At 72.7% G+C, this 11,723-nt stretch carries 7 protein-coding genes and 11 pseudogenes; 5 read left to right on the plus strand and 13 right to left on the minus strand.

All coding sequences use genetic code 11. The annotated features are described in order from the left end of the window. The 5 pseudogenes from FF86_RS62135 to FF86_RS65785 all read left to right on the plus strand — a co-directional run. A pseudogene (locus FF86_RS62135) lies at positions 1-99 on the plus strand (GntR family transcriptional regulator); the annotation flags it as partial. A gap of 1 nt (position 100) precedes the next feature. Beyond that, a pseudogene (locus FF86_RS45320) lies at positions 101-272 on the plus strand (GntR family transcriptional regulator); the annotation flags it as partial. 515 nt (positions 273-787) lie between these two features. Beyond that, positions 788-1,142 (plus strand): annotated as a pseudogene (locus FF86_RS65775) (hypothetical protein); the annotation flags it as partial. A 1-nt stretch (position 1,143) separates the two neighbouring features. Further along, positions 1,144-1,645, plus strand: a pseudogene (locus FF86_RS65780) (P-loop ATPase, Sll1717 family); the annotation flags it as partial. A 1-nt stretch (position 1,646) separates the two neighbouring features. Next, positions 1,647-2,269, plus strand: a pseudogene (locus FF86_RS65785) (P-loop ATPase, Sll1717 family); the annotation flags it as partial. Positions 2,270-3,068: 799 nt separating this feature from the next. On the opposite strand, the gene FF86_RS10365 reads toward FF86_RS65785, so the two are convergent. The 13 genes and pseudogenes from FF86_RS10365 to FF86_RS45360 all read right to left on the minus strand — a co-directional run. After that, entirely contained in the window at positions 3,069-3,404 is a 336-nt protein-coding gene (locus FF86_RS10365) for a hypothetical protein (RefSeq protein ID WP_044884765.1), read from the minus strand. 299 nt (positions 3,405-3,703) lie between these two features. Then, a complete protein-coding gene (locus FF86_RS10370) occupies positions 3,704-5,098 on the minus strand; it encodes a dienelactone hydrolase family protein (RefSeq protein WP_242418514.1) in 1,395 nt (464 codons plus the stop codon). Between the two features lie 228 nt (positions 5,099-5,326). Beyond that, on the minus strand, positions 5,327-5,521 hold the full coding sequence (locus tag FF86_RS10375; protein WP_044884679.1) for a bacterioferritin-associated ferredoxin: 195 nt from the start codon (positions 5,519-5,521) through the stop codon (positions 5,327-5,329). 270 nt (positions 5,522-5,791) lie between these two features. After that, the coding region (locus FF86_RS63655) for a family 1 encapsulin nanocompartment shell protein (protein ID WP_304438125.1) at positions 5,792-6,594 on the minus strand (803 nt) is incomplete at its 5' end. Positions 6,595-6,606: 12 nt separating this feature from the next. Then, on the minus strand, positions 6,607-6,951 hold a 345-nt coding region (locus FF86_RS10385; protein ID WP_242418515.1), incomplete at its 5' end, for a ferritin-like domain-containing protein. A 1-nt stretch (position 6,952) separates the two neighbouring features. Beyond that, positions 6,953-7,017 (minus strand): annotated as a pseudogene (locus FF86_RS62140) (ferritin); the annotation flags it as partial. A 71-nt stretch (positions 7,018-7,088) separates the two neighbouring features. Further along, positions 7,089-7,234: pseudogene (locus FF86_RS45325) on the minus strand (OmpA family protein); the annotation flags it as partial. 1 nt (position 7,235) lies between these two features. Next, positions 7,236-7,649, minus strand: a pseudogene (locus FF86_RS45330) (OmpA family protein); the annotation flags it as partial. A gap of 890 nt (positions 7,650-8,539) precedes the next feature. Then, a partial coding sequence (locus FF86_RS45340; RefSeq protein ID WP_242418516.1) for a phosphatase PAP2 family protein occupies positions 8,540-9,208 on the minus strand: 669 nt, incomplete at its 5' end. Position 9,209: 1 nt separating this feature from the next. Continuing rightward, positions 9,210-9,808, minus strand: a pseudogene (locus tag FF86_RS64045) (phosphatase PAP2 family protein); the annotation flags it as partial. Positions 9,809-10,249: 441 nt separating this feature from the next. Continuing rightward, positions 10,250-10,714 (minus strand): L,D-transpeptidase (locus FF86_RS45350; protein ID WP_242418517.1); only part of this gene is annotated, 465 nt, incomplete at its 5' end. A 1-nt stretch (position 10,715) separates the two neighbouring features. Continuing rightward, a pseudogene (locus tag FF86_RS45355) lies at positions 10,716-10,828 on the minus strand (L,D-transpeptidase); the annotation flags it as partial. A gap of 1 nt (position 10,829) precedes the next feature. Further along, positions 10,830-11,659 (minus strand): annotated as a pseudogene (locus FF86_RS45360) (Ig-like domain-containing protein); the annotation flags it as partial. Between the last annotated feature and the right edge of the window lie 64 nt (positions 11,660-11,723).

An 11,723-nucleotide genomic window follows, 5' to 3' on the forward strand; every position in this document is an offset into this window, starting at 1 on the left:
ACTTCCACACCCTCCTCCTCACCACCCCCGCCAACCACACCCTCACCATGATCAGCAGCATGCTCCGCCACATCCTCGACGCCACCACCCCCGACACCCNCACCCCCGACCTCACCACCCTGCGCCACCAACACACCACCCACCACCAACTCCTCACCCACCTCACCAACCACGACCCCGACGCCGCCGAAACCCTCTGGCGCCACCACCTCACCACCACCCCCCACACCCCCCACCAACCCACCACCCCCCTCGACCTCCTCGGCGACTAGACCCCACACCGAGTCACCCACAGTCACCGAGCCACCCGGACATCGAGGCACCCGGACATCGAGGCACCCGGACATCGAGGCACCCGCGGATCACGTGCCGGTCCCGCGGGGCTCGGCCAGGCCTGGGGAGGCCGTGACCGACCCGGCCGGCCGGGTCGGCCGGGTCGCCGTGACCGGCCCGACATTCCCGGCGCGCGAAACCGCAGGCCCGAAGCACGCGGGAGTCTCGGGCCGGACGTCGTCGTCAATGCGGACTTTTTTGCAGATTCCGGGAGCGGCCGCCGACTGCTCCGGCCGCCTTCCCGTAGCCGGCGGAGGCAATCCCGCACCGGATCGACCCGGCCCGCCGGGGCTCCGACCTGCATGAACGCCGACCGGATCGGTGGAACCACGCAGTGGTGGGGACGTCAAACGCGTATACGAGAGAAATTCGCCCGCAATGCGACGGTGTTCGCGGTATCGTCGTGAGCGTTCAGACTCGGACCATGCGTCGGCGTTCGGCCGAAAGGGTTCTGATGGTCGATCTTGCCCGGCTCAGCTTCGGCGCGGCCGCCGCGGAACGAGACATCCGTCGGGGGCTCGACTCCTATTTCATCGAGTCCTCCGCATACAACCAGGTGAACTCGGGGACGAAGACGATCCTGGTCGCGAACCGGGGCGCCGGCAAAAGTGCGATCTTCAAGACCATGGCGCATCGACAGCGGGACGCGGGCCGCTCGGTGATCGAGCTGGCCCCGGAGGATTACTCCTACGAGTTCCTCAGCTCCGCCATGACCCGGGAGCTGGACGGCGCGTGGGCGAAGCTGGGCGCCTATGCGACGGCCTGGAAGTACCTGATCCTCATACTGATCATGAAGGAGCTGACCCGTCNCCACGGCCGGCTGCGCCGTGGCGCGGAGAGCCAGATCCACACCTACCTGCGGGACCATCACGCGGGCGGCACGACAAGCGCCTTCGATGCCTTCGTCTCCTATCTTCGCCGGATCGAGTCGGTGAAGATAGGCCGGTACGAGGCGGGTGTGCGCACCCGGGAGCTGCAGTACCTGTACAAGCTCCAGGAGATCGAACATCTACTGCCCCCGCTGGTCCGCCTGTGCGAACGCAGCCGGGTGACGGTGCTCGTCGACGAGCTGGACCGCGGCTGGGACGCCTCCGAGGACGCCCAGGCGTTCGTCGCCGGCCTGTTCCAGGCCTGCATGTCGATCAATGATCTCTCGCCGCACCTGCGGATCTGCATGTCGCTGCGACAGGAACTCTACGACAGCATTCCCGCGATCTACGACGATGCCCAGAAGTTCCGCGATCTCATCGAGGTGATCTCCTGGGATGAGGAAGGGCTCTGGAAGATGATAGCCGGCCGCATCCGGCATACGNTCCCCGACATGAGGAGCCGCACCGACAATGACTGCTGGGGCGCGGTCTTCACTCGGCCACTGTGGTCCTTCCGGTACATGACAGACCGTTCACTGTGTCGCCCCCGGGAAATCATTCAGTACTGCAGCCACGCGCTCGACCACGCCCGTACCCACAGCCCCCGCAAGTCGGTCAGAATCACCCCGCGGGACATCCAGGCAGTCGAATCGACGTATTCGGCCGAACGGTCGCGCGACATCGCGGCCGAATACCGGTTCCAGCATCCCGGCCTGCTCGGCGTCTTCCAGACGTTCCGCGCCGGGCCGCCCGTCTGGGGCCGGGCGGACCTGGAACTGTTCCTGCTGGACCTGGCCACCGGGGCGGTCCACACGGCCCCGGAGGCCCGCTCCTGGGTCGACAGCCGAGAACCGGAGGTGATCCTCGAGGTGCTGTGGAACGTCGGTTTCCTCGTCCCCGTCGGGGACACCGCCGCCGATCCCGAGCGGGTGCCGGTCGGCGCCGCGCCCCAGCCGGCGGCCGGGACTGGCGAGGTCCGCCGGCCCCGGCGTCCGCGGCCCGCCCTGCACAGCGTCACCGAGTTCACGATCCACCCGATGTTCCACCGCTACGTCGTCGATCGGTGAGTCGATCGGTGAGTCGATCGGTGAGTCGATCGGTGAGTCGATCGGTGAAAAGTCGGCGTCCGCGAATGGGCGTGCATGACGGCGAGATGACGGTGCCGGATGCCGACGGGAAGAAAGGGCCGGGGCGGCCGCACAACCATTTTCACACCGTGCAGCCAACACCCTGGTTTAGCCTTGTTACTGGGGTTACCGTGGGCCGCATGCCATCGGCGGGTCTGGCCTGGCAGACCCTTTCCGACCCCGGGGCGCTCGCGCTCGTCGACGCCGACTCCGGCCGAGCTGCCGCGCTGGCCCGACCCCATCCCGCCGACCTGCCGATGGTCCAGATCGTCGACATCGAACGCCTCGCCTGGGGCTGGTTGGCGCCGGCGAGCCGGCCACAGTCCGAGCGGCATCTGTCCGAGCAGGTCGCCGCCGATCCGCTGAACANGATGCGCGGGCTGTGCTGGCTGATGGCGATGTGGGTCGTGGCCNTGCATCTACGCACCGGCCGCCAGCCGACCGTCCTCGTTGCGGAACTGCGCGTGCCGGGGATCTGGCAGGGACCCGAGACGCCGGCGAGCACGGCGGTCTGGGAGGACCTGGAGGATCGCATCAGGCTCGGCATCCTCGCCGCGCTCACCAGCGACGCCGACGCCGACACGCGGTTTGTGGAGACCCTTCGCCATCCCGCGGGCATCGCGCCCGTGCTGCTCGGCTACGCGCTGCGCATGCTCACGGATCTACACCGGCAGATGCTGGACCACGGNATCGATCCGCGGGAGATGGCGGGCACCCTGGCGCTCTACACCGTCGATCCTCAGGACCGCGCGACCGCCTGCTTCCGTCCGTTGACCTGACCTCCCGCCCGGCAGGCCGGGCCGAGAGGGTCCGGCGGCGTCACCGTGGAGCGCGCAGGAGGAGCCTGGTCGGCCGCGTCGATGTAGACCACCCGGGTCGTCCCACCGTGCCCGTGGATGGCGAGCAGGGTCTCCATCGTCGGATAGATCGCGATGGAGTCGTGCTCGGAGTCCCACCACAGCACGCAGGTGCCGTCGGGCGCCTGCGCCCCAAATGCCACCGCGCCCGTCCCGGACACCCCCGAGACGTCGACCTCACGCTCCAGCTCGAACCGCCGCACCTGGCGAGCAGACATCGCCACGACCTCCTTGCGGGGCACCGCACCGTACCCGTAGGCATCGCCCGTGATCCGGTTCGGCGGGCGACTCGGGCACCGGGTCCGGGTGAGGCGCCGACGCGATCGGATCAACCGGCCGACGCTGCGCATCGTGACGCCCGCCGGCCGGTTGGCCAACGGTAGCCGCTGATGTCGGGGTGGGTCACCTGTATGCCTTCATAGCACCGTCCGGGTAGCCCGACCGGGGTAGTACCTCCGGGGAAGGCCACCGGCCGGGCCTGCACCCGGCGACGCCGACCGCCTCCCCCGCGCGACGGTCAGGGACTCGAGCGGACGGTCGCCAGCCGCGCGTCCCCTGCCTCCGGGGACGTGAGGTAGCGCGCGTAGCCGGGTTCTCCCCGCAGGTGCAGCGCGAGGAAGGCCACGGTGTAGCGGTCCGCGAGCCGGTGGGCGTCGGCGGGGGCGATCCGCGGCCACCAGCAGGTGGCCGCGGAGGTCAGCGCGACCTGCATGCCCAACACGGCCGGGATCCCGGCGGCGCCGAGCAGCCCGGCCTGCCGGCAGATCTCGGTGAACGAGTTGTGCACGGCGCCGGTGACGGCGACGGTCATCCGCGGGTGGGAGTCGACCAGGAGGTTGAACGCCCGGTCGACGTTCCGGGCGATCGGCACGTTCACGTCCCGGGTACCGCCGATGAGCAGCGTCGGCACGCGCACCTGGGCGAGTGACGCCGCGGGCAACGGGGAGGTCGCCGCCGCGATCCCCACGGACGCCCGGATGCGCCTGTCCGCCGGCGCGGACAGGACGCCGATGCTGGACACGACCGCGGTGAAACCGCCGAAGGAGAAGCCCACGACGCCGATCTCGTCGCGCCGGACCCGCGACGCGACCAGGCAGGACCTGGCGGTCAGCGCGTCGATGACCGCGGAGACGTCGCGGGGCCGATCCGTCGCCAGGGCGAGCTGGCGCTCCTCCCGGCCCGCCGCGGCGTCGGTCATCGTGTCGCCGGGATGGTCGGGGGCGGCGACGAGGAAACCGTGGCTGGCCAGCGCCTCCATCAGGTAGGCCGACTGGACCCGGCTGCCGGCGCTGCCGTGGGAGAACACGACGAGGGCGAACCGACCCGGGGCCGGGGCGGCGTCCGTCACGGCGCTCGCCGAGGGGAACCCGACGTTTCCGACCAACGGGTAGAACGCCGGCCGGCCGGGCCCGCCGAGACCCGCCGGGCCGGCGGCCGCGACCTCGGGGCAGGCTCCACCGGCGCCGGATTCGGTCGCCGCGCGCGGCCCGCCGCTCGGGCCGTTCGTCCCGTTCACCCCGTTCACTCCGCTCGTCCCGGGAAGGGGCGTGCCGGGGGCGGCGGACGCGTCCGGGCGGGCCGGGTACCACAGCGAGGTCACGAGAACACGGCCCGGGCGGCTGGAGTCGACGATCCGCACCGTGCGGTAACCGATCTGCCAGGGCCCCGGCAGGTCCGGGTCGGGCCCGGCAGCGTCGGCGGCGACCGGCGGCGGATCAGCCGGAGCTGCCGCTGCCGCTGCCGTTGCGGCTGCGGCTGCGCGCGGATCGCGGTCGCTGCCGGGCGGTCCGCCGCCTGCGCTCGCCGGCGCCGCCGGGCCCACCACGCAGCCCAGCAGGGCCAGCAACGCCAGCAGGACGACGGGCAGGGCCGCCGGGCGCCTCGCCGACGGCGTCGCGGTCCGGCGCGTCACCACGCATCCGATCACGCTACGCATCATGGCGATGACACTACCGAGTGTGTCGGAACGTCGCCGACGCATCGCCTGGGCCGGTGGCCGCATGTCGCTCGACGCACGGATTCACCGGATCCTCGTCGACNTCACCGAGCCTTCGGCGCCGCTGTGCCGGCGGCCCTGGACGGCCAAGGTCCTACGTGGTCCGTGGGGCCCTTTACCTGGTCCGTGGCCCTTTACGCCCAGCTAGCTGGCCCTGGCGATCAGACGGGCGCAGCGGGGGGCGAAGGCGTCCAGCAGGTCCTCGATCTCCTCGACGCAGCCGCCGCAGCCCGTGCCAGCGTCGCAGCGCGCGCCGATCTCGTCCACGTCGCGAGCACCGGCGGCGATCACTGTGCGCAGCGTCCGGTCAGACACCGCGAAGCATGAACAGATGAGCACCGCACCTCACCAGCCCGAGGCGGCCAGCCCACCCGGGGTTGGCCGGCAGTTGGCAGATCCTGCCGGGAGGCCGCGGCGCCAGCCCAAGCGGACCGATGCCTTAGCTAAGGCTTCCCTAATTGCAGGGTGCCATGCGGCGCCCCCTCGGCGCAAGACGGCCGTATCGCCCGTCACGGCCGGGCGCAAAGGCCCCCGCGGCCCCGGCGCGACGGCCCGGCGCGGTGCGACACGGGGGACGAACGGGCCGTCCGTCCCCCGTCCCACCATCGGCTACGCGCCCCCGGCGGCCGGCACGAGCGCGACGGCCGCGTCGGGCTCGGTGACCCGGAAGGTGAAGCTCTCCTCCAGGTACAGGTCGACGGTGTCCGCAGTGTGGGCCGCATACCCGATCGAGAGGTCCTGGCCCGACTCGAGCACGAAGTCGCCGCCACGCAGGCTGAGCACGACCGCTCCGGTGACGCCGGGGGCCTGCACGACGGGCCCGTCGAGGATGTGCTGGAGGTGGGTGAGCAGCAGGTAGCCGCCGTGCTCGGCGGTCTCGATCACCGCGGTGTAGCTGTCCGGCTCGAGGGCCAGGGCGTACGGTCCGGCGATGCCGGCGCGGCGCAGCAGGGCGACGGCCTTGGCCACGGTGCGCGGGTAGGTGTCGGTCCCCGCCGCCAGCGGGAGCTGGGGATGTGCCGACGCCTGCGTGATGCCGACCAGGCCGGCCTCCTGGTAGCCGTGGAAGACCACCGAGTTCTCGGTGACGGCGATGCGGCGCACCGCCTCCTCCAGCGGCGCGAGATCGAGGTCGTCGGCGCCGCGGTCGGCGTCGGCGAGCTGGGCGCGATCGAGGGTGAAGCCGACGCGCAGCTCGATGACCGGCTGCACCTGGCGGACCCGGGCCTGCACCCCGGCCGCCGGCGGCGAGGACAGCGCCGCCACCCGACCCAGCGGGGTGGCGGAGTACTCCCAGCCGTGCGGCCCGGCGAAGTCCACCACCTTGCGGGCGGCCAGGTTCGTCGTGAGGCGGGCCTTCGCCTCGTCGTCCACCGCCTTCCAGGCAGCGTCCGTCAGCGGGGCGTGGCCGCNCAGCAGATGATTCACTCGCCTACACCTTTCAGACTGCCGATTCCGAGGGAGCCGTCACCGGGCCCCGCCGCCTGCCGCTCCGTCACCGCGCCCGGGTCGCCGGAGCCGCCCCGATCCATGGCCTCCTGTTCGACCTCGGTCACCGGTCCGGAGGTGAACAGGTAGGTCCGTAGCTGGGTGTCCAGCACGGGATCGTGGCGACGCAGCCATTCCAGCGTCATCGCCGCGTGTTCCTTCTCCTCGTCCCGGTTGTGCGCCAGCACCTGGGCCAGTTCCGGGTCCGTCGCGGCGTCGACCCGCTGGTCGTACCAGTCGACCGCCTCGAGCTCCTCCATCAGCGAGACGATCGCCCGATGNCGGTCGACCGTCTGCGCGGAGAGCTTGTCGGGCTGCTCGTGCAGCCCCATGCTTGAGTCGCCCATGGCGTCTGCCTACCACGCCGGCCCGGCGTTACGCCGGCACGGGTGCGGTCTCGCACCCACGGTCACCGCCGTCAGCGCGACGGCAACGGGATGATCTCGACGCGACGGTTGGCGGCGCGGCCCTGCAAGGTGCCGTTGCTCGCGACCGGTTCGCGGGAGCCGAAGCCCGCGACCCGCACGAGGTCTGCGGGGACACCCCGGCTCGTCAGGTAGTCGGNGGCGGCCTGGGCCCGGTTCAGTGACAGCGCCTGGTTCAACGCGGACGGCCCCGAGGTGTCGGTGTAGCCGCCGACGAGGACGGCGAGATCCCCGCCGCGCAGGGTGCTGGCGACCTTGTCCAGGCTGGCCTGCGCCGACGGGCTCAGCCGCGCCCCGGACACCGGGAAGGTGACGTCGTGACCGTCAAGGACCGCCCGCAGGGCCGCCAGGGTTCCGGCCGTCCCGGCGGACGCCCCTGAACCAGCGGACACCCCTGAACCAGCGGAGGTGTCGCCCGGCGCGGCCGATCCCGACTGCCGGCTCCCGGCCGCGGCGCGACCCGGCCTGGCGGCGGCACCGGACCCGGTGCGGGTGACGACCAGATGGTCCGCCAGCGTGGCGCCGGGGACGGTGGCGGCGGTCGCGGCCAGCACCGCCGCGCCGAGCCGGCGGCGGGCCGCCTCGTCGGGAGTGCCGCCNGCGAGGGCGACGGTCGAGCCGGACACTGTCGCGGAGTGCTCCCCCGCCACCCCGCGCAGCGCCGTGGCGAGGGCGGCAACGGCCTCCACCGGCGGCTCGGCGACCGCCGGGTCGACGAGCACCTGGCCGCGCACCGTGCCATCGGCGGCGTCGGCCACGGCGGCCAGCAGCGCGGCGCGGCTCGCCGCGTCCGGCACGGTCGCGGTGACCGACAGGCCCTGCCCGGCCACGGCGAGCACCAGCGGCCTGGCCGGCTGGGTGGCGATGACCACGTCGTCGCCGAGGCGGGCCGACGTGGTGCCGGAGACCGCGGCCGAGGCCCGCGCCTGCTCCGCGGCCGCCGCGCTGGGGAAGCGCCCGGTGACGATCGCCTCCCGCCCCTCGATGCGCACCTGGGCGTGCACACCGCCGACAGCCCGGACGGCCGCCGTCGCCCGGGCGGCCAGGTCATCCTGGATGGGCCCGCGGCGCAGCGCGAAGGCGATCAGGGCGAGCAGCAGCCAGGCCAGCACCAGCGACACGACGAACGCGAGCGGGCGAGGACGGTGCAGCCGCGCGGCCAGGGACGGGGACATCGATCGGACTCCGAGCGGGATCGGACCGGACGCGCAACCCGGGGACGGCGCGGAAGGGTCGGACGTGCATCTTTCGCGACGCTGCCCGGACAGGCGAGGTAGGGAGGGTGCGCGGCCGACGCCGGCCGCGGCACAACCTTCGCACATCGCCCACCCAGGCAACACACCGGGGGTCGCAAACCGCCCATCCTGGACACCCCGCCACGGCGTGGCCCCACCGGCAGGCGGGGCGCCGCGCCGCTTGGTCGCCCGGACGAGGCCCGTCCGAATCAGACCGCGCGCGCACCGTCCGGACGGATGGCCCGGTCCGATCGCAGGGAGTGCTCAGGCGCGGCGGGGGCCGGCACAGGGGGCACGGGCGCTGTGGCCGGTGGGCCCTGCCGATCGGGGGCCGGCGCCGCCCGTGCCGAGGAAGCGGGTTCCGCCGGCGGGGCGGGCTGGGCCGCGGTGGGCTCCGCCGGCGACTCCGGCGACTCCGGCGAGGGGGGCGACTCCGGCGAGGGGGGCGACTCTGGCGAGGGGGGCGACTCGGCCGCCTCGACGGCGCCCGAACCGGCGGTGGGATCGCGGCCGGCCGCCGTCGAGGCGGCGAGCACGACCGGCACCGGGCCTGACCCACCTGCGTTCGCAACGGCGACCGGGGCCGCCGAGCCGGCCGGTCGGGCCGACTCCCGCGGCGGCACCGGCACCGGCACGGCACCGACCGGGACCGTCGGGACCCGCCGCCGCCAGGCGAACACCAGCGCGACGGAACCGGCGGCGACGCCGAGGACCATCCAGCCGGCCACCGCGTCGAGCAGATAGTGGTTGGCGGTCGACATGACGACGAAGAACGTGGCCGCCGGGTAGAGCACCCCGAGGATCCGGGTCACCGGCCGGCGCCCGAAGCGCACGAGCAGGAACCCGCACCACATCGACCAGGCGCAGTGCAGCGACGGNAGCGCCGCGTACTGGTTGGTGATGCCTTCCAGTCCGTTCGGGGCGGCGCTGGCGGTCCCGGTCCACCAGCCCCAGCCCGCGAAGTGCGACATGGTGTCGGTGTACGAGGTGCCGGTGAGCAGGCGGGGCGGCGCCGTCGGGAACAGGAAGAACCCGACCAGGCAGATCAGCGTGGTCACCACGAGCGTCCAGCGGATCTGTGCGTAGTGCCGGGTGTGCCGGCGGTGCGTCCACACCAGCAGTCCCGGCGTCACCACGAAGTGCAGTGTCGCGTAGTAGTAGCAGCACACCACCGCCAGCACCGGGACGCTCTGCAGCCACCGGTTGAGGCTGAGCTCGATGTCGAGGTGCAGGAAGGTCTCGAACCGCACCAGGTCGTGGCCCATCCGCATCGCCTCGCCGGCCGAGGCGTCGGCGACGGAGCGGGTCCCGGTGTACGAGTAGTACAGGACGGCCAACATCAGCAGCTCGAGCCACCAGACCGGCAGACCGGTGGCCTGGTTGCGCAAGCGCCTCACGATGCACCTCTCGAACGTCGCACTCTTCCCAGCCGTCGCACTCGTTCGCGACGTCGTACTTTTCCCGGACGCCGCGGCCATTCCGGACGCCCCACTCTTCCCGGAGGTCGCGATCTTCCCCGAGCGTCGCGACAGCCGCAGCCGCCTCGGCGGGCACGGCCGCCGCGCGAGCCGCGGACGTCGGCCCCACCCGGTCGCGGCCCGCCGGGGCGCCGCGCCAGCGCGCACTTCATGCTTCCACTCAACAGCATGGGCCGGTTGGTGCCGTCACGGGCCGATGCGTGACCGGGTTCGGCGGGAAATTCACCGACTTCTTGCGTGCCCGTCGCCACGGCCCGTGCCTTCCCGGCCGGGTCCGCCCGCGTCGACGGGGCACGTCCCGGGACGGCGCGGGACGCCCCGGGACGGCGCGGGACCGGTGGGCCGGCCGGGCTCGCCGCGACGCCGGCGCACCCCGCAGACGCCGACGAGCCGGTCACCACCCGCGTGGGCGGTGACCGGTCGGCGCCGAGGCGGGGCCGGTCAGGCGCCGCCGGCCGCCGAAGCACCGGGGCCGCCGGCCGCCGAGGCCCCGGGGCCGCCGGGGGCGCTGGGAACGGCGGTGCTCGCCGCCGGCGGAGTGGTGGGAGCCGCCGTCTCGGGCTGGTCCGACACGGGCAGGGCACTGCCCGCCTTCCAGACCGACCACGGTACCGACCAGAAGTTGCCGAGCTGGCTGGTGTCCGGCGGGCGGCCGCTGTTGACGATGTCGACGATGTCACCAAGCCGGCTGATTCCGTAGAACCACTGGGCGTCGGCCGGGGAAGCGTTCACGCAGCCGTGGGAGACGTTCGTCCGCCCCTGAGAGGCCACCGACCAGGGCGCGGAGTGCACGTACTGCCCGCCGCTGGTGTAGTTCACCGCCCACTGGACCTTTTCGTAGTAGTAATCCGGGTTGCCCTTGGGGATGCCCACCGTCGCCGAATCCATAATCACCTCGGGCGACTTNCCGAGGACGTTGTGGGGGCCGTCCATCGACGGGGTTGTGGGCTTGCCGAGGCTCACCGGCATCGTGCGCAGCAACTGACCGTTGCGGAACACCTGCATGATGTGGGTGGCGGCNTCGACCTTGGAGATCTGCGCCGAGCCGACGACGAAGTCCATCGCCCGGTCCTTCACGCCGAGGCGTCCCCCGCCCGCGTCGTACCCGGCGAGGTTCGCCTCCACGTGCACCTTCGTTCCCGGCGTCCAGTACTGCTGCGGGCGCCAGACGACGAGCCGGTTCGAGATCCAGTTCCAGGCGCCGAGGACCGGCGGGTCGGTACGCACGGACAGCATGCGCTGCACGGCGGCGCGGTCCGGTGCGGGGGCGCTGAAGGTCAGGCTGATCGGCGCGCCGACCCCGACCGTCTGCCCGGCGACCGGATCCCAGGAGACCTTGAACGCCTTCTCCGGCACCCCGGTGACGAAACTCGTACGCACCGACTTCGTCCCGACGATCCCCGCCGCGGGGCTGGTGGTGGCGGTGACCTGGTAGCGGGAGTCGGAGTACAGACCGCCCGCGGACGTCCAGGTACGCCGGTCGGCCGAGAACGTCCCGAGCAGCACCCCCGGCTCGGTCTTCTCCGACGCGCTCGCCTCCCGGGCGACGCTCACGTCGGCCAGCGGGGCGTTGGCGTGGACGACGACGTGATCGGTGAGGGTGACGCCCCTGGTGTCGTCGCCCGGGAAGACGGTCACGCTCGCCGCGGGATCCGGCACGGCGACGCCCGCCGGCTTCGACGACCCGCCGCCGGGCGAGCAGGCGGCGACGGTCAGCGCCGTGACGAACGCGAGCGCCCCGCCGACCCACCGGCCACGCCGATGCCCGAAAGTGCCGGCCGGCCGCCGACCCGGACGGCTCGGGTCCCACCCACGAGAAACACGTGAGGGAATCATTACCGAGCGAGACATGTAATGCCCTCTTCCGAAGAACGCGACCGGCATCGTCGCCGGACGGAAGCCTAGGTCTGAACGG

Origin of the sequence: Frankia sp. CpI1-P, from assembly GCF_001421075.1 — a bacterium.
In the GTDB taxonomy this organism is placed as follows: domain Bacteria; phylum Actinomycetota; class Actinomycetes; order Frankiales; family Frankiaceae; genus Frankia; species Frankia torreyi.

Bases quoted from the DNA above. Each gene is read 5' to 3' on its own strand.
- FF86_RS10365 (WP_044884765.1), bottom strand. From the start codon at position 3,404: ATGTCTGCTCGCCAGGTGCGGCGGTTCGAGCTGGAGCGTGAGGTCGAC.